Annotated in this window: 19 protein-coding genes; 16 read left to right on the top strand and 3 right to left on the bottom strand. The window is 41.9% G+C overall.

The window, feature by feature from the left end; translation table 11 throughout:
- Nucleotides 1-597, top strand: a 597-nt coding sequence (locus ACOT8F_RS20115; RefSeq protein WP_421653704.1) for a hypothetical protein, incomplete at its 5' end; no start/stop codon positions are given.
- 462 nt (nucleotides 598-1,059) lie between these two features.
- On the opposite strand, the gene ACOT8F_RS20110 is transcribed toward ACOT8F_RS20115, so the two are convergent.
- Nucleotides 1,060-2,415, bottom strand: a complete 1,356-nt coding sequence (locus ACOT8F_RS20110) for an arsenic transporter (protein ID WP_421653703.1) — start codon at nucleotides 2,413-2,415, stop codon at nucleotides 1,060-1,062.
- 924 nt (nucleotides 2,416-3,339) lie between these two features.
- Nucleotides 3,340-3,846: a hypothetical protein gene (locus tag ACOT8F_RS20105; protein ID WP_421653702.1), complete on the bottom strand. Its 507-nt coding sequence runs from the start codon at nucleotides 3,844-3,846 to the stop codon at nucleotides 3,340-3,342.
- Nucleotides 3,847-4,084: 238 nt separating this feature from the next.
- Between ACOT8F_RS20105 and ACOT8F_RS20100 the strand changes: the two genes are divergently transcribed.
- From ACOT8F_RS20100 to ACOT8F_RS20090, 3 genes are all read left to right on the top strand, one after another.
- Nucleotides 4,085-4,267 (top strand): hypothetical protein, encoded by a 183-nt coding sequence (locus ACOT8F_RS20100; protein ID WP_421653701.1) that lies wholly within the window; start codon nucleotides 4,085-4,087, stop codon nucleotides 4,265-4,267.
- 93 nt (nucleotides 4,268-4,360) lie between these two features.
- A complete protein-coding gene (locus ACOT8F_RS20095; RefSeq protein ID WP_421653700.1) occupies nucleotides 4,361-4,639 on the top strand; it encodes a hypothetical protein in 279 nt (92 codons plus the stop codon).
- Nucleotides 4,640-4,719: 80 nt separating this feature from the next.
- A complete protein-coding gene (locus ACOT8F_RS20090; RefSeq protein WP_421653699.1) occupies nucleotides 4,720-4,908 on the top strand; it encodes a hypothetical protein in 189 nt (62 codons plus the stop codon).
- 66 nt (nucleotides 4,909-4,974) lie between these two features.
- Here ACOT8F_RS20090 and ACOT8F_RS20085 read toward each other — a convergent pair whose 3' ends face one another.
- A complete protein-coding gene (locus tag ACOT8F_RS20085; protein ID WP_421653698.1) occupies nucleotides 4,975-5,160 on the bottom strand; it encodes a hypothetical protein in 186 nt (61 codons plus the stop codon).
- A gap of 286 nt (nucleotides 5,161-5,446) precedes the next feature.
- Here ACOT8F_RS20085 and ACOT8F_RS20080 point away from each other — a divergent pair, with 286 nt between their 5' ends.
- The 12 genes from ACOT8F_RS20080 to ACOT8F_RS20025 all read left to right on the top strand — a co-directional run bounded on the left by ACOT8F_RS20080 (nucleotide 5,447) and on the right by ACOT8F_RS20025 (nucleotide 16,714).
- The gene (locus ACOT8F_RS20080) at nucleotides 5,447-6,649 is read left to right on the top strand and encodes an NAD(P)/FAD-dependent oxidoreductase (RefSeq protein ID WP_421653697.1); all 1,203 of its coding nucleotides are present in this window, start codon (nucleotides 5,447-5,449) and stop codon (nucleotides 6,647-6,649) included.
- A 205-nt stretch (nucleotides 6,650-6,854) separates the two neighbouring features.
- A complete protein-coding gene (locus tag ACOT8F_RS20075) occupies nucleotides 6,855-8,180 on the top strand; it encodes a phenylacetate--CoA ligase family protein (protein ID WP_421653696.1) in 1,326 nt (441 codons plus the stop codon).
- Nucleotides 8,181-8,275: 95 nt separating this feature from the next.
- On the top strand, nucleotides 8,276-9,238 hold the full coding sequence (gene paaA, locus ACOT8F_RS20070; protein WP_421653707.1) for a 1,2-phenylacetyl-CoA epoxidase subunit PaaA: 963 nt from the start codon (nucleotides 8,276-8,278) through the stop codon (nucleotides 9,236-9,238).
- 15 nt (nucleotides 9,239-9,253) lie between these two features.
- A complete protein-coding gene (paaB, locus tag ACOT8F_RS20065) occupies nucleotides 9,254-9,637 on the top strand; it encodes a 1,2-phenylacetyl-CoA epoxidase subunit PaaB (RefSeq protein WP_421653695.1) in 384 nt (127 codons plus the stop codon).
- Nucleotides 9,609-10,430 carry a 1,2-phenylacetyl-CoA epoxidase subunit PaaC gene (gene paaC, locus ACOT8F_RS20060; RefSeq protein ID WP_421653694.1) on the top strand — a complete coding sequence of 274 codons (822 nt, stop codon included), beginning with the start codon at nucleotides 9,609-9,611 and terminating at the stop codon, nucleotides 10,428-10,430. Before paaB ends, paaC begins: the two co-directional genes overlap by 29 nt.
- Nucleotides 10,431-10,468: 38 nt before the next feature.
- Nucleotides 10,469-10,969 (top strand): 1,2-phenylacetyl-CoA epoxidase subunit PaaD, encoded by a 501-nt coding sequence (paaD, locus tag ACOT8F_RS20055; RefSeq protein ID WP_421653693.1) that lies wholly within the window; start codon nucleotides 10,469-10,471, stop codon nucleotides 10,967-10,969.
- Between the two features lie 169 nt (nucleotides 10,970-11,138).
- Nucleotides 11,139-11,444 (top strand): EthD family reductase, encoded by a 306-nt coding sequence (locus tag ACOT8F_RS20050; RefSeq protein WP_421653692.1) that lies wholly within the window; start codon nucleotides 11,139-11,141, stop codon nucleotides 11,442-11,444.
- On the top strand, nucleotides 11,437-12,213 hold the full coding sequence (locus ACOT8F_RS20045) for an enoyl-CoA hydratase-related protein (protein WP_421653691.1): 777 nt from the start codon (nucleotides 11,437-11,439) through the stop codon (nucleotides 12,211-12,213). Before ACOT8F_RS20050 ends, ACOT8F_RS20045 begins: the two co-directional genes overlap by 8 nt.
- Nucleotides 12,214-12,221: 8 nt before the next feature.
- On the top strand, nucleotides 12,222-12,995 hold the full coding sequence (locus tag ACOT8F_RS20040) for an enoyl-CoA hydratase-related protein (RefSeq protein ID WP_421653690.1): 774 nt from the start codon (nucleotides 12,222-12,224) through the stop codon (nucleotides 12,993-12,995).
- Between the two features lie 36 nt (nucleotides 12,996-13,031).
- Entirely contained in the window at nucleotides 13,032-14,549 is a 1,518-nt protein-coding gene (locus ACOT8F_RS20035) for an aldehyde dehydrogenase family protein (protein WP_421653689.1), read from the top strand.
- 75 nt (nucleotides 14,550-14,624) lie between these two features.
- Nucleotides 14,625-15,494, top strand: a complete 870-nt coding sequence (locus ACOT8F_RS20030; protein ID WP_421653688.1) for a 3-hydroxyacyl-CoA dehydrogenase — start codon at nucleotides 14,625-14,627, stop codon at nucleotides 15,492-15,494.
- Nucleotides 15,495-15,511: 17 nt separating this feature from the next.
- Nucleotides 15,512-16,714 carry an acetyl-CoA C-acyltransferase gene (locus tag ACOT8F_RS20025; protein ID WP_421653687.1) on the top strand — a complete coding sequence of 401 codons (1,203 nt, stop codon included), beginning with the start codon at nucleotides 15,512-15,514 and terminating at the stop codon, nucleotides 16,712-16,714.
- The last annotated feature ends 94 nt before the right edge of the window (nucleotides 16,715-16,808 follow it).

Raw genomic sequence — 16,808 nt, 5'->3', positions numbered from 1 at the left:
AGCAAGGGCTCGAAAGGAAACAAAGGTTCAAACGGCAGCAAGGGCTCGAAAGGAAACAAAGGGTCCAACGGCAGCAAGGGCTCGAAAGGAAACAAAGGTTCCAATGGCAGCAAGGGCTCGAAAGGAAGCAAAGGTTCAAACGGCAGCAAGGGATCGAAAGGAAGCAAAGGGTCCAACGGCAGCAAGGGCTCGAAAGGAAACAAAGGTTCCAATGGCAGCAAGGGCTCGAAAGGAAACAAAGGGTCCAACGGCAGCAAGGGCTCGAAAGGAAACAAAGGTTCCAATGGCAGCAAGGGCTCGAAAGGAAGCAAAGGTTCAAACGGCAGTAAGGGATCGAAAGGAAGCAAAGGGTCCAACGGCAGCAAGGGCTCGAAAGGAAACAAAGGTTCCAATGGCAGCAAGGGCTCGAAAGGAAACAAAGGGTCCAACGGCAGCAAGGGCTCGAAAGGAAACAAAGGTTCCAATGGCAGCAAGGGCTCGAAAGGAAACAAAGGCTCAAATGGCAGCAAGGGTTCAAAAGGAAGCAAAGGATCCAATGGCAGCAAGAGAGCGAAAGGAAACAAAGGCTCGAATGGCAGCAAGGGTTCGAAAAAATAATAAGCAAGAAATGAATTCAAAGAATTAAGATTTGATAACAAACTCCAAATAATTGCTTGCTAAACACAGATTAATAGACTACTAGACTATAACCCGAATAATGGAAACCTTTAAAAAGGACCGATGTTCGGGCTTTTTTTATGTGGTTATTTATAAAATCCTGAACAGCCAGTTTCTTAGAAGTGAACGAGAGAAAAGCGACTGGCCTGCTTTTGACTCGTGCGATTATTGATCAAAAGCGTCAAAAAGCAGGTGTACTGCAGGGCAAAATAAGCATATCATTTACTTGCTGCATAAATTAGAGGTCTCCTTATAAAGTGTCTTTAGGAAATAGACTTTATAAATTTCTTTCATGTAACATAGGAAGTAAAACAAAAAAGGCTTTTTAAAAAAGCCTTTTGAGTAAGGAAAAAACCTATTTCTCATACATATAAACTATGGCAGAAATCTAAATTAGGTTAATTAGGCAAATACCAGTTGAACCCAATAAAATAATAAAAACAATGTGACAATTGTGGTAATTGGGATCACGATCAATGTTACGCTTAAATAATCCTTCCATTTTACTTTAATCTTATTTTGTTTTAGGATATGCATCCAAATAAGTGAGGCAAGTGTTCCGATAGGCAATAATAATGATCCTATATCACTCCCAATAATATTCGCAAGATAGATGGTCTTTAATGTAATTGGATCCAGTCCCATTTCTGTTAAGGTAATGGTTCCAATCATTAAAGCTGGATGATTATTAAATAAGTTAGAGAGAATGGAAACCAATCCCCCCATGGTAAAGCTCGCATAAAACAAACCTTGGTTTACAATGGGTTCACTTATTCCCACAAGAAACGCTGTAAGTCCCGAATTGTGGAGTCCAAATATAATGACATACATCGAGAAGGCAAAAATTAGAATGTGGAAAGGAGTCTTTTGCAAGATATCTATGGGGTTCGTGCGTAAATGGTACCATCTCCATACTAACAGGATAAGTGATCCTAGTACCGCAACTATTTCAATTGGAATAGCGAGAAAAGATGCAACAAAAAGCAGACAGCGTATAACAAAAACAAACAGCAATAGCTTCAGCATAAATTTATTTCGTTTCTTTTTTGTTTCAACAGATAGTTTTCCTTTTAACGGATGGAAATTCTTCGTAAAAAACATTTCTTCTATATCATGTGCTGAACTGGGCAGTTTTTTTGGTAATTTACTCCGCAAAACGATAAACATTAACAAAGACATAAATAACAATCCTAATGTTGCTGGCACAAACATCATGGCTGTATGCATATAAAGCGTCATGTGAACTATTTTCAATGCAATTAAATTGACGATGTTACTTACACCAATTGGTGCACTGGAGGCAGTTGCAATAAGTGCTCCGCTTAAAAGATAGGGAACTTGTTCATGATGTTTTAACCTAAGGTTTTTAAGGAGGATAATTAAAATCGGAGTAGTAATCAAGATGCTTCCATCATTATTAAATAATAGTGTCATCAAAAAGCATAACAACTGGATGTACCAATATAGACGGTAGCCTGAACCTTTAGCCAAGTTTGCCAGCCGTGCAGCTACCCATTGAAAAAAACCGAAACTTTCTAATATGACGGCCATAACAATTGTTGCGATAATGGTAATAGAGGCTCCGCCAATTTTATTGATTATATCCAAAATGTCCTCACGGGATACAATGCCTGTCAGGATAATGATCACTGCGCCAATAGTTGCCGGCCAAGCTTCATTTATGCCCTTTGGCCTCCAAAATATGACCAGCATGGTCGTAATAAATACAAAGATGGTTATTTCAATTCCAAAATTCATGATATTTCACCCTTCTACAGTTTTGTAAATTTGGCCCTGCATGTCCGATTAATTATATTTATATTCACCTCTATAAAGAAGGAACCTGATACTTGACCAAATCTATATAATATGTGTGTTTGTCTCTTAAGAACAAATGTCTCCAAGAAGTATGACTAGTTTTACACACTGTTATTTTCCGTAAATTCATTTAATAGGTGGAGATTAGGCAGTTTGTTATTTTACTAACGAGTGGCGTTCGTTCATATTAAATGGTTAATTAACTAGTTTTTACTATTAGCCTTTTTTATTAAGGGTGGGTTTATTGACCATGTTTGAATACGAAATAGGGACTATGATTTAGATAATCTGTTCACTCCCTCCTTGCAGAAAGATATTTGAGGATGATTCAGAAAAGAATCTTGGATATCTATAGGATTATGAAGGAAATGGGGGTTTCAGGTTTGTCTATGAACAGGACTAGTATGAGCCCATTCGTTGGTCTGAAGGCAGACAAGGGGAAGACAAGCTCATGTATTTTTTAAAGGGTTATGATACTGGCAAGATCAATAACTATAGCGGCTAATTGTTTACAGTTAACCGCTATTCAAATTTGCTCATACTTTTGCTCATAGTATTTTTACTAAGAAGGAAAACTAGTAAAACCATTGCTTTTTATTCATGAATAGGTAGAATGATGTAACCCAGGAAAATAATAAAAGAGGCTTCTCTTAAGTTCTTATGAACTTTTGAAAAGCCTCTTTTTTGTTACATGTAAATAAAGATTCTACTATAAACTAGAAGACGAACATATAATGGCTTCATAAAAAAAGACCAACCTTTAAAAAGTCGGTCTTACAATCTTTAGTATTTTTAATTGCTTTTTAACAATATGAGGGGGGTGAAGAGCAGAAAACCCTTTGCAGATGCATCTTTCTATTCCCTTTAATATTTACGCTGCATATTCTCTATTTCATTTACATCTCTTAAATTAGATTCAGGATGAAATGGAACGAACTCCTCATCGTGTTGATATTGGGGATAACGATTTTTCCCCAGTGCACGATATCGAATTTGAAATTCTTCGTGGTATTCAGGTGTCTCGTGTACAAGGGGTATTTGCTTCATACCTGCGATCCACGTTTCAAAACGATAAGTTCCTCTTTCAATAATAGCACAAAGGTCTTCAAGGGATTCAGTCAGCTCATTTAAGCAGTCCATTCCGTTCCTTAATACAATGCCTTTCTCTTTTGCTTTTTCAAGAGAATGTTCAAGCCTGTACGATTCTTGCTTATAAAAAAAATCAATAAAGCAGCTATTGCGGTCCCAATTGAACGTGTAATCCTCAATTTTTAAACGTTTTATTACCTTTACAAGTCTATGCTCACAAACATTTTGTTCTTTGTGCGGCAATCCTTGAAGGACATTCTTGAATAAACGACTCTTGAACATACATTCAGCCTCCTAGTTTATTCATGCCAAGCTTTTTGATTATTCTATTTATTTCTACAAAAGGGACAAAATCCCTTCAAGTCTAACATGCCAAGTATTCGACAATGTTCTTATATGTATCCTAATGTTTATAAAAAAACCCTCTGGTAATTTAGATAAAGCCGCACAAAAATAAGCCCAATGCTATTGATGATCTGAGAAAAAGATATCGAGATTTTATGAGAGGAAAAGAGGCTGGTTGGACCAAAAATGGCTGGTAAGTGCCACAATCCCTCAATCTCGGAACAAAGCGGATAAAAAGTCTTTCCCAGTAGTTATTTCTGTTTACAGCAAAAAAGATAAGGATACGCTCGAATTCCAATCAGCCATTCCTCAGGATAAAAAAGAATCCTACTATAATATCAGCGTGCAGGATGTCTAAAGGATACAGAATCAGCTGAAAATTGTCACTCATAATAGCGACAATGGAGACAGCATCCATATTTACAGTTTTTCTTTAAAAGAAAAAAAGTTTATGAAGGATGAACTAGTCTGGAAACAAGGCGAAGTAAAAGAAAACCAGTCCATTCAACTTTCACAAGTAGAACAGACGGAGCCTAATGCTCCCAATAGATCCATCGTTTTTTCAACTTCAATTAGTAACGAAAAAGAGAGAGATGATGGGTCAGTTGAATCCTCGAGAGACTACAATGCAGTTGATATTGAAACCGGGATGAAAACCAAGATTGAACCTCCAAAAGGAATGAAGGGCGACTTCTTCGTTATACAGAAGGTTCAAACCTTTATTTCATAGGGAGGATTAATCAGAATGTCCGAGTGGTTATCTATGATTTGAAATCGCAGAGGGTTATAAAGAATTACGAGTTTCCTGCAATGGACAGATCGATGGTAAGCCATAATAAGCTTTACATGGCAAACGCCGGGGAAGATCATTCTGAAGTTTCTCTTTCCGTCTATGATCTATCAAACGGAAACATGATTTATAAGGGTAAAGTAACTGCAAAAAAACATCAGCCTGAAAAATCGAGCAGCCTATTCATAGCCTCTATTCAAGTTCTTTAAAACTTATGTATAAGGTTTGACCCCGAAAAGACTCAGAAAAAACTCTGAGTCTTTTCCTTTTTATTGCTACTTACCGAAAAGTGCCATGACACCTTTATAGATTAAATAAAGGGAGAATACTACAATTGCGAGCAATCCGATGACGTTTGTCACCGGTGAGATCCCAGCTAAGAAAGTACCTGCAATAGGAGCTTTCAATAAAGCAAAGCCAGCCAAAATGCTAGCTAACATTAAGAGAATCAAGCGATCCATTTGATTATCCCTCCTCTCCATACAATATATGAAGTCAGGAAAGATACGTTCAAAACAGGTTCCATTTTTAAGAAAAATGTGTGCTTGCCAATGATCAGCTCTTTTTTTATCGATTGAGGAATGGATCCGCTGTCTTGTAACAGTTGAAATGAGGTTTTTTTTCATATTGCCAGTAATTCCTATAATAACAAAGTTTGCGAAAACAGCCTTTAAAGCACTTCTCCGTTTCATTTTACTATGAGAAAGGGTAAGAGTAGTAGATGAAGTGAATTTAGGAGGAAAGTTTATGGACTTGCATAACGGCAGTCTTTTTTGGCCTACGACACTAGAAGGGGAACAAGTCTTTAAGGGGAAACAGAAAATAGATAAACATTATGATGCAGTAATAGTGGGAGGAGGAATGTCCGGCGCTTTGACTGCTTATACTCTTGCACAGGAAGGTTTACATATTGCAATTGTTGATAAGCGGGAGATGGCAGGAGGAAGTTCATCTGCAAATACTGGACTGCTTCAGTTTTCAAATGATATTATGCTTCACGAATTGATCGAACAAATTGGCGAAAAAAAAGCTGTGAAATTTTATAAGCTTTGTCAGAAAGCTGTGGATCAGCTGGAAGGCGTATCGGACACTCTTTTACGCGACACTGATTTGATCAGACGGAAAAGCATCTGTTATGCAAGCACTAAGGAACATGTACAAAAGCTGCAAAAAGAATATGAAGCATTAATCAAGCATGGATTTCCAGCAGAATATTGGACTGAAGAAGAAATGAAGGAGCACTTGCCATTTGTGAAACCTGCTGCACTGATTACATATGGAGATGCAGAAGTTAATCCATACCGTTTTATTCAGGGCATTTTAGAATATTTAGAGCAGAAAGGTGTTCATTTATTTGAGCATACTGAAGCTAAAGAGGTTGAAGAGCAAGGTAGCGGTATTCTGCTGCACACATCCATCGGCCCTTTCTCGGCATCAAATATTATTTATGCTACAGGCTATGACACGATTCCGATTGATGAAAAAATAGGATCAGACATAAACCGTTCCTATGCTATTGCGACTGAACCCATTGAAGACTTGTCTTCATGGGAGGATAGGGCGATAATCTGGGAAACGAAGCGGCCATACCTTTATCTGAGGACAACCGTTGATAACTGTATTATTGCAGGCGGGCTGGATGAGGATAAGCCAGAAGCTCCGCAAAGTGAAGAATGGATTGTAAATCGCGGTCAGCGTATTCAGAATGAGCTAAGAAAGCTGTTTCCTGATCTTTCTATAAATGTTGCTTATTCTTGGGGAGCGAGTTTCGGCGAATCACTCGATAACCTTCCTTTCATCGGAAAACATCCGCACAAAGAGCGTCAGTATTATCTGCTTGGTTATGGCGGAAACGGAACTGTATATAGCATGCTTGGATCTAACATTTTAAGAGATCTAATTTTGGACCGTCAAAATGAGGATGCTGAGCTTGTTAAACTTGATCGATAGAATATAGGATCCTTATTCTTTAAAGAGTAAGGATTTTTTCCTTCCGTAAGAGAGGTAAAGCATATAAAACTCAAAAATCACTAATTGACATCACCTTCAAAAAGGATGTATTCTGAACACAACGATATGACGTTTAATTAAACGACGATAATTAAACGTCATATTATATATGTAAGCGCTTTATTTATGAATGGAGGATGAATGGGTGATACTTCATACAATTGAAACATCGGATCGGGAAGAAATCGAGAGGCAGCAGATAAGAGACTTAAAGAAGACAGTTCAGCTTGTTAGTAAGAAGGTGCCGTTTTATAAGGAGCAGCTGGAGAAAAGAGGCGTGGATGAGGAGAGCATAACCCATTTAGTAGATTTGCAGAAGCTTCCTTTTACAACGAAAAAGGATTTGAGAAATCACTATCCATTTGGTTTATTTGCAGCTGACAAGGAAGATTTGATTAGGATTCATGCATCAAGCGGAACAAGCGGGAAGCCGACGATTATTGGATACACACGTAATGACATTCACCATTGGACGGATATTGTTGCACGGGCGATTACGATTGCTGGAGGGAAGCGCGAGGATCTTCTTCATAATGCTTATGGCTATGGCCTTTTTACAGGCGGCCTTGGCCTTCACGGAGGAGGAGAAAAGCTTGGCATTACAGTTGTTCCGGTTTCAACTGGAAACACGGACAGACAGATTACGTTAATAGAAGATTTAAAGCCGGATGTGATCTGTGCAACCCCATCTTATGCTTTGAATATCGCTGAAAGAATGATAGAGCTTGGCAAAGACCCGGGCCAAACAAGCTTGAGATACGGAATTTTTGGGGCTGAGCCATGGTCAGAGGAAATGAGAAAAACGCTTGAAAAGATTTTTAATATAAAAGCTTGTGATATTTACGGGTTAAGTGAAGTCATTGGACCTGGGGTTGCTGTGGAATGCCATGAGGCACAAAACGGACTTCATATTGCCGAAGATCATTTTCTAGTAGAGGTGATTGATCCGAATACACTTGAACCGCTGCCGGATGGGGAATATGGAGAGCTTGTTTTTACGAGCTTGAAAAAGGAAGCCATTCCTGTACTCCGTTACAGAACCGGTGATATTGCATCCATTACGAGAGAGAAATGCTCCTGCGGGAGAACAACGGTCAGAATGTCACGTGTAAAAGGCCGGATCGATGACATGCTAATCATCAGGGGAGTGAATGTATTTCCGTCTGAAATTGAGCATTGTTTAATGACAATGAAAGAGCTAGCCCCTCATTATCAGCTGGAACTCTCAAAACGCGGGCATCTGGACGAGATTTCACTGAAGGTGGAAATGACGGAAGACCTTTACGCGGAAATTCTTCAGGATCTGCAGCATGAGAGAGTGAAGAGGCTTGTAAAAGAAATAATGCACCATCTGAAAACCTTCTGTCTCGTTTCCATGCAAATTGAGGTGCTCGCGCCAAGATCCATTCCAAGGTCTGAAGGGAAAGCGGTACGGGTCATTGATGTTCGCAGAAGCAGTGCCGCCAAGTAGCAGGAAAGAAAAAACTTGAATATAATATGATGATAAAATATAATACGTTATATAAACGTCATAATATTATTGGGGGTTCGCTAAAAGTGACAACAATGTCTGCCTTTCATCATCGGACAGAAGAGGAAAAGTATGAACGGTTTATGAAACGAATTGCAGCAGGGGAAAAAATCGAAGCAGATGACTGGATGCCGGAAGATTATCGGATGACCCTGATCAAACTGATATCCATGCATGGCATCAGCGAAATAATGGGAGCGCTTCCAGAAAAGGAATGGGTTCCGAAGGCGCCAACCTTGCGCAGAAAATTAGGCATCATGGCAAAGGTTCAGGACGAAATGGGGCACGGGCAGCTTCTGCTTCGTGTAGCGGAAGATTTAATGGCGCCGCTTGGAAAAACACGTGAAAATATTATGGAAGATTTGTTCAGCGGAGATTTGAAGTTTCATAATGTCTTTCATATGGAAGCCCCAACTTGGGGAGATGCCGGCTTAATCGGATGGCTTGTAGACGGAGCGGCTATTATTTCTCAAACGAATATGCTGGGGGCTTCATACGGACCATACGCAAGAGCGTTGCAAAGAATCTGTGCGGAGGAAGTGTTTCATGCTCAGCACGGTGAGTCAATCATACTTGCCCTCGCAGAAGGAACAGTAGAGCAAAAAGCGATGATCCAGGAGGCAATTGACCGCTGGTGGCCGTCTCTCTTAATGTTTTTTGGACCAGCAGGGGCAGAAACAACAGGATCTTCCAAGCAGGATACGACGATTAAATACAAAATCCGTTCCAAAACCAATGAACAGCTTCGTCAGGATTTCTTCACGAAATACATTCCGAGAGTCCTTTCGCTCGGCCTGAAGCTGCCTGATGAAACGATGCATTACGATAAGGAAAAAGAACTGTGGATATACAAGCAGCCTGATTGGAATGAATTTAAGCAAATTGTGAAAAACAAAGGGCCAAAATCAGAAGCACGCCTCAAATTAAGAAGGCTTTCCTACGAGAACAATCATTGGGTACTGGATGCACTCAACATGAAAAGCCAGCACGCCATGTAGTGAGGGGTTTTAGGAATGGATGAAAAGGAAGCTAAAAAGACGGAATTTTTTGAAGTTTTCGAGGTTTTCTCAAAGCGGACACATGCAGCGGCCATGCAATACCAATTCAGCCTGCTGGCACCGAATCATGAGCTTGCCCTTGTCATGGCTCAGGAAAACTTCATGAGAAGAGAACCTGTAGTGGATATATGGGTTGTGAAAAGAACCGATATCCGAAAAATGAATGAAGAAGAACGGGTAACACTGAACAGAATGGACAACAAGGATTACCGGACAACAAAAGGCTATGGTTATTTAAAGAAAAAATGGCGCGGTTATGAGCAGCAAATGCTTGATGAAAAAGAGATTTTGTCCTGGGGTGAGGAAAAACATGACCAAGATCACAGCAGAAACAGCTAAAGAAAATAAAGCGTACTACAATGCCCTTGTGGAACTGCTTTTCCAGCTTGCAGACGATGACTTTATTACAGCTTATAGAGGTTCCGAGTGGCTCGGGCTTGCTCCTCACATTGAAGAGGATGTAGCTTTCTCTTCCATCAGCCAGGATACGATGGGGCATGCAGCCATTTATTATCAGCTTCTTGAAGAGCTGGGTGATGGAAACGCCGATGTCCTCGCACATGCGAGAAAGCCTGAGGAAAGAAAAAATGCGATCCTTCTTGAAGAAGTGAACGGACCGGGCTCTTATATGGAAGAGCCTCGCTATGATTGGGCTTTTGCTGTAGTGAGGAACTATTTTTACGACTTATTTAAGAAAATAAAACTGGAATCTCTGAAACAATCATCCTATGAACCTCTATCCCATGCAGCTGTCAAAATAAATATGGAGCAGTACTATCATCTGCTTCACTGGGAAACGTGGTTCAAGCAGCTGACGCTGTCAGAAGGGGAAGCCAGAGACAGAATGACAGCTGCCGTCAAAAAAGTGTGGAATGAATTTGAAGGCGTTATGACGCTTGGGAAACTGGGCGCAGAAATGGCTCGCCACGGGCTAATCGAAGGAGAAGAGCTTTTGAAACAGCGATTTTACGCTAAAATTGGCCCTGTCTTTGAGGCAGTTCGCCTTCCTGAGCGCACGCCGTGCAAAATGCTGTCAGGAAATGGCCGGGAAGGGGAGCATACGGCCGATTTAGAAGAGGCTTTGCTGACTCTCTCCGAAGTTTATCGCAGCAATCCATCAGCTGTGTGGTAGGATCCTGGCACTCATTTCAGGAAAGCAGGGGACAAAAGATGGCTGTAACAGCAAGCGAAATGCAGATGAAAATACTTCAAGCCTTACAGGAAGTGAAAGATCCTGAAATCGATACAGTCAGTGTGATTGAGCTTGGCATGATCGAATCGGTGTACTATGAATCTGGAACTGCAGTGATTAAAGTGCTGCCTACCTTCATGGGGTGTCCGGCCCTGGAGTTTATTAAAAAGAATATTGAAAGCGCTGTACTTAATCTTCCTGGGATTGATAAGGCGCAGGCTGAATTCGTTTACACACCTCCCTGGACCTCTGACCGCGTAACAGAAGAAGGCAGAGAAAAGCTGAAGGAATTCGGAATTGCACCGCCTCCTAAATTTTTCAGCGAAGAAGGGAAATGGTCCGTGGATTGCCCGTACTGCGGATCTGCCTATACGACAATGGAGAATATATTTGGTCCGACAGCATGCCGGAGCATTTTATATTGCAAGTCCTGCAAGAACCCGTTTGAAGCGATGAAACCAGTATCTACTCTAATGTAAAAGGCTTTTTTCTTAGACTTTACTGTTTTTCATCCATTCAAGAGATAAAGCGAAACTACAGCTATGAATTTTAAGAAAAGATGCCACGAAGCTAATTTTTATGCGGGTAATAAAAAGATACGAAAAGCAAAAATCTTTGCGAAAACAACCAATAAAAGGAGAAGATGACATGTTTAAAATGATCGCCTTATTCAAAAAACCTGAGGACACTCAAAGCTTTGATGACTATTATTTCAACACGCACATCCCTTTGACTCAGAAAATTCCCGGCTTGCAAGATATAAAGGTAACTAAGATTGTCGGCTCTCCGATGGGAGAAAGCGAATATTACCTCATGTGTGAAATGTTTTATGAAAACAAACAGGCATTTAAAGAAGCATCTAAAACGGAAGAATCAAAAGCATCCGGAAAAGATGTGATGAAATTCGCAGGAAATTTGGTCACCTTCTTCTTCGGTGAGGAGCAGAATGGATAAGTTTCAGTTTATTGAAACGGAAAAGGAAGGCGGCATCGGGCTGATCAAATTAAATCGTCCGAAGGTTTTAAATGCGCTAAACCGCACAATGATTCGAGAGATTGTTCAGATTCTTGAAGAATTTGACCTGGACCATTCTATTAAAGTGATGATTTTAACAGGTAATGGGAGAGCATTTGCTGCAGGGGCAGACATTGATGAAATGGCAGATAAAAACACGATGGGGATGGAACTCGCCAACCAGTTTGCTGATTGGGATAGAATCAGTCTCGTGAAAAAACCGGTCATCGGTGCAGTAAATGGTTTTGCCCTCGGGGGTGGATTCGAACTGGCTCTTGCCTGCGATCTTCTGTTTGCTTCTGACAACGCGAAGTTTGGATTCCCTGAGGTAAATCTTGGTGTTATGCCTGGTGCAGGCGGTACGCAGCGCTTGACAAAAGCAATAGGGAAAACGAAGGCGCTTGCTTACATTTGGAGCGGTGACATGATGTCTGCTGAGGAAGCCTCAGAATACGGAGTTGTGAATAAAGTAGTAGCCCCTGAGTTATTGATGGAGGAGACGATCCGGTTTGCTGAACGGCTTGCAGAAAAGGCTCCGCTTTCTATTCGATTGATTAAAGAATCCGTTTATAAGGCTTTGGACTATAGCGTGTATGAAGGAATGCAATTCGAACGGAAGAACTTTTATCTGCTGTTTTCCTCTGAAGATCAGAAAGAGGGCATGCAGGCTTTTTTGGAAAAACGAAAGCCATCCTTTAAAGGGAAGTAGGGGTTCGCATGTACGGGAGCATTAAATTTGAGCAAAAAAACGGCATTGCCTGGCTGACCTTGAACAGGCCGGAAAAATACAATGCCTTTACGGAACAAATGAACGAAGAGATTACGGATGCTTTGAAAATAACAGCAAATGACGAAAACATCCGATGCCTTGTTATTACGGGTGAGGGAAAAGCTTTTAGCTCTGGTGAAGATTTAAGCGGCATAGTCGAAGTGACAAATCATGGCGAGATTCTCAGAAACCGATACAACCCTATGATTCTTGCGCTTGCAAGACTTGAAAAGCCTGTGATTGCTGCGGTAAATGGCGTAGCAGCGGGAGCAGGATTCAGCCTGGCACTGGCCTGTGATTTTCGGCTATCTTCAGAAAAAGCGAGTTTCATAGAATCCTTTATTCATGTCGGTCTTGTTCCTGATTCGGGACAATTTCATTTCCTGCCGAAAATCGTTGGTGCAGCAAAAGCGCTTGAGCTTGCCATTTTAGGAGAGAAAATTTCCGCAAAAGAGGCGAAGGAGCTTGGCCTTGTCACGAAGGTAATTGAAACAGAGAACTGGTCACAGGAAATAGAAGCGTTTGCCGGGAAACTTGCCAGTATGCCAACGAAAGCAATCGGGCTGATTAAACGGACACTTCGGGAAAGCATGTCACTAAACCTGGAAGAGATACTAGAAAAAGAAGCGTTTGCTCAAAGAATTGCGGGCCTTACCAAGGATCATCACGAAGGAGTTTCGGCCTTTTTGGAAAAACGGGATGCCGTATTTCAAGGGAAATAACCTATTAAGAATAGCTAAAAAAAAGGAGCGGATCACATGAGTACTGTAAAAGAACAAAAGCTTGAGGTGCTGCCAGCCATTCGTGAAAGCTACGACCTAATCATTAACGGGGAAAGAGTAAGCAGTACTTCCGGAGAAACCTTTACTACATACAACCCGGCAACAGGAAAAGCTGTAGCGGCTGTTGCTAAGGCAACTCTTGAAGATGCAGACCGCGCTATAAAAGCAGCAAGAACTGCCTTTGATCATGGCAAATGGAAAAAATCCGCTGTCGGAAAAAGAGCTCGTGTGCTAAACAAAATTGCATCCATTATGCGTTCCAGATACAACGAGCTTGTTGAGCTGGAAGTCCTTGATACAGGAAAATCCATTTCCGCGGCGCAAGGCCAGGTAATGCAGGCGATCGAGGATTTTGAATTTTATGCAGGCGCAATTGTGGGTCACAGAGGGCATGTAAACAATGTACCGGGGCAATTTTTCAACTACACACAAAAGGAGCCGGTCGGAGTTTGTGCGCAGATCATTCCATGGAACTACCCGCTCATGATGGCTGCATGGAAGGTAGCCCCTGCGATAGCGGCAGGCTGTACGGTCGTGCTGAAGCCGGCAAGCCTTACCCCGCTGACTGCCATTGTTTTAACGGAAATCTGCCATGAAGCAGGGGTTCCGGCAGGTGTTGTCAACGTGCTTCCAGGAGCAGGTTCAACGATTGGTAACTACCTTGTAGAACACCCTGAAGTAGATAAAGTTGCTTTTACAGGCTCTACACCAATCGGGAAAGACATTATGGCAAAAGCCAGCCAGACATTAAAGCGAGTTACCCTAGAGCTTGGCGGAAAATCCCCGAACATTGTTTTCGCTGATGCCAATATTGAAGCGGCTGTTGCAGGCTCTATTTACGGCATTTTTTATAACACGGGCCAATCCTGTGAAGCGAGATCGCGCTTATATATTGAAGAAAGCATTTACGAAGAATTTATGGAAAAATTCGTAGAAAAAACAAAAAAACTGAAGCTTGGCGATCCATTCAGTGATGAAACGCATGTCGGGGCAGTGATCAGCCAGGATCAGCTTGAAACGATTGACGGATATGTCCAATCGGCTGTGCAGGAAGGTGCGACAATCCTTGAAGGCGGCAAAGCAGCATCCATTGAAGGGTATGAAGATGGTTTTTGGTATGAGCCAACGGTCATTACAGATGTAAATCAAAGCATGAAGGTTGTTCAGGAAGAAATCTTTGGACCGGTTGTTGTTGTTTCTAAATTCAGCAATGAAAAAGAAGCGATTCAGCTCGCTAATGATACAATCTTCGGACTTGGATCAGCCATCTGGACAACAGATCAGGCACGTGCAACCCGTGTAGCAAACGAAATCAGAGCAGGAATTGTGATGGTAAACAGCCCAATGTCAGCGTTCCCTGGTACCCCATTCGGAGGCTACAAGCAATCAGGCTTTGGAAGAGAGCTTTGCATCGAAACACTGGATTTGTACACGGAAACGAAAAGTGTGCTCTCCTACTTTGGAAACCGTCCGTTGAACTTCTTTAATATCTAAATAAAACGAGCAATTCTTCAAGGAAGAAGAATTGCTCGTCTTCATATCAATTAAAATTTGGAAGGATGGATAGCGATGATTCAGCAAATTGCTGTTATTGGCTCCGGTGTAATGGGAAGAGGCATTGCTTACGTTTCTGCAGTCGGAGGCTTCGACGTTTACCTTGCTGATTTAAAGGAAGAAGCTTTAGTCAGCGCCAAAGCGGAAATTGATTTGATTTTTGAAAAGGCTGCTGCCAGAAACATTCTGTCACAGGAACAGATTAATGCAGCCAATGAGCGTCTGCATTACACTGATAGCATTGAAGGGGCATCTCAAAGAGCCGACCTTATCATTGAAGCTGTCCCAGAGAACATGTCCATCAAAAAAGAAGTGTTTGAAATGCTTGATAAATATGCGAAAGAGGACTGCATTTTTGCTTCTAACACGTCTACCATGAGCCCAACTGAAATTGGCTCTTTTACAGGAAGACCTGAGAAAGTCATTGCGATGCACTTCTTTAACCCGGTACATAAAATGCCGCTTATTGAAATTGTCAGAGGGCTTGAAACAAGTGATGAGACAGCTGCTTCCATTGAAATGGCTGCAAAGCAAATGAGGAAAGAAACAGTTACGATCAAGGAATTCCCGGGATTTGTGACGAGCAGAATTTCAGCGCTCGTTGGCAATGAAGCCTTTTATATGCTCCAGGAAGGTGTTGGAACACCTGAAGAAATCGACAAGGCCATCCGCCTTGGGCTGAATTACCCGATGGGACCGTTTGAGCTCGGAGATCTTGTTGGTCTTGATACAAGGCTTCATAATCTGAACTATCTCCACAAGACTCTTGGAGAAAAATACCGCCCTGCACCGCTTCTTGTTCAATATGTTAAAGCAGGAAGGCTTGGCAGAAAGAGCGGCAAAGGGGTCTATGATTATACGAATTGGGAAATGGTGAAACGATAAAAGAGGGGGGCTTTAGCGTGCGTGAAGCAATAATAGTCGATGCCGTCCGAACACCGATTGGGCGCTATAAGGGTGCATTAAAATCGATCAGGCCTGATGATCTCGGAGCGATTGCCATTAAAGGGCTCATAGAAAGAAACCCGGAACTGCCGCTTGCTGAAATTGAAGAAGTGGTTCTTGGAAATGCCAATCAGGCGGGTGAAGACAACCGAAACGTCGCCCGTATGGCCGGTCTTCTGTCAGGATTGCCAGTTGAAGTGGCTGGAACAACGATCAACAGGCTGTGTGGTTCAGGGCTTGATGCAGTAAATTATGCAGCTAGAGCGATCATCGCAGGCGAAGGGGACATTTTCATTGCAGGGGGAACAGAAAGCATGACAAGAGCGCCTCTTGTTATGGCAAAGCCTGATCAGGATTTTCCAAGAGGCAATATGGAACTGATGGATACAACAATCGGCTGGCGTTTTATTAATAAAAGACTTGAAGAAATGTATGGAACTGATTCTATGCCGCAAACAGCTGAAAACGTAGCAGAAAGATTTTCGGTCACAAGAGAAGAACAGGATCAGTTTGCTTTTGAAAGCCAGCAAAAAGCAGAGAGAGCGATACGCGAGGGGAAATTCAGGAACGAAATCATACCTGTCGTTTACAAAGACAGAAAAGGGAAGGAATGGGTCGTTGATCGTGACGAGCATCCACGGCCTGAAACCACATTGGAAAAGCTTGGCCAATTGAAGCCTTTGTTTCAGGGGGGAACGATCACAGCTGGAAATGCGTCAGGCGTCAATGACGGGGCTGCAGTTCTTTTGATTATGAGCAGTGAAAAAGCAAAAGAGCTTGGGATGAAGCCTTTAGTAAAATACAGAGCGTCTGCAGCAGCTGGTCTTGAGCCTTCCATTATGGGGATAGGGCCTGTTTATGCGGTAAGAAAAGCGCTGAAAAGGGCAAAGCTTTCTATTGAAGATATTGGACTCGCTGAACTGAACGAAGCCTTTGCTTCACAGTCCATTGAATGCATCAGGCAACTTGGGCTAAACAATGAAATGGTGAATGTAAATGGAGGGGCAATCGCGTTCGGTCACCCTCTTGGTGCAAGCGGAGCGAGAATTTTGACAACTTTGATTCACGAAATGAAAAGAGAAAAAACTAGATATGGGCTCGCAACCATGTGCATAGGGGTCGGTCAGGGGATCGCAGTCATTGTAGAGAACGCTGATTAGGAATGAGGAAGAACGCCTGGAAGTTCCTAAACACAAGCTTTGGAACAATTCAGTCAAAGAGGTTGACAGAGACAAAGCATTCGGTGTCAAATGA

The organism is Chryseobacillus diguaensis (assembly GCF_049220665.1).
Lineage (GTDB): Bacteria > Bacillota > Bacilli > Bacillales > Bacillaceae > Metabacillus_B.
The sequence above is the reverse complement of the archived record's forward strand: the minus strand, read 5'-3'. Positions and strand labels throughout refer to the sequence as shown.

What these genes read in the sequence shown, in the direction of transcription:
- ACOT8F_RS20110 (WP_421653703.1), bottom strand. Translation starts at nt 2,415, where the DNA reads ATGAATTTTGGAATTGAAATAACCATCTTTGTATTTATTACGACCATG.
- ACOT8F_RS20105 (WP_421653702.1), bottom strand. Translation starts at nt 3,846, where the DNA reads ATGTTCAAGAGTCGTTTATTCAAGAATGTCCTTCAAGGATTGCCGCAC.
- ACOT8F_RS20095 (WP_421653700.1), top strand. Translation starts at nt 4,361, where the DNA reads ATGAAGGATGAACTAGTCTGGAAACAAGGCGAAGTAAAAGAAAACCAG.
- ACOT8F_RS20090 (WP_421653699.1), top strand. Translation starts at nt 4,720, where the DNA reads ATGGACAGATCGATGGTAAGCCATAATAAGCTTTACATGGCAAACGCC.
- ACOT8F_RS20085 (WP_421653698.1), bottom strand. Translation starts at nt 5,160, where the DNA reads ATGGATCGCTTGATTCTCTTAATGTTAGCTAGCATTTTGGCTGGCTTT.
- ACOT8F_RS20080 (WP_421653697.1), top strand. Translation starts at nt 5,447, where the DNA reads ATGGACTTGCATAACGGCAGTCTTTTTTGGCCTACGACACTAGAAGGG.
- paaA (WP_421653707.1), top strand. Translation starts at nt 8,276, where the DNA reads ATGTCTGCCTTTCATCATCGGACAGAAGAGGAAAAGTATGAACGGTTT.
- paaB (WP_421653695.1), top strand. Translation starts at nt 9,254, where the DNA reads ATGGATGAAAAGGAAGCTAAAAAGACGGAATTTTTTGAAGTTTTCGAG.
- paaC (WP_421653694.1), top strand. Translation starts at nt 9,609, where the DNA reads ATGACCAAGATCACAGCAGAAACAGCTAAAGAAAATAAAGCGTACTAC.
- paaD (WP_421653693.1), top strand. Translation starts at nt 10,469, where the DNA reads ATGGCTGTAACAGCAAGCGAAATGCAGATGAAAATACTTCAAGCCTTA.
- ACOT8F_RS20050 (WP_421653692.1), top strand. Translation starts at nt 11,139, where the DNA reads ATGTTTAAAATGATCGCCTTATTCAAAAAACCTGAGGACACTCAAAGC.
- ACOT8F_RS20045 (WP_421653691.1), top strand. Translation starts at nt 11,437, where the DNA reads ATGGATAAGTTTCAGTTTATTGAAACGGAAAAGGAAGGCGGCATCGGG.
- ACOT8F_RS20040 (WP_421653690.1), top strand. Translation starts at nt 12,222, where the DNA reads ATGTACGGGAGCATTAAATTTGAGCAAAAAAACGGCATTGCCTGGCTG.
- ACOT8F_RS20035 (WP_421653689.1), top strand. Translation starts at nt 13,032, where the DNA reads ATGAGTACTGTAAAAGAACAAAAGCTTGAGGTGCTGCCAGCCATTCGT.
- ACOT8F_RS20030 (WP_421653688.1), top strand. Translation starts at nt 14,625, where the DNA reads ATGATTCAGCAAATTGCTGTTATTGGCTCCGGTGTAATGGGAAGAGGC.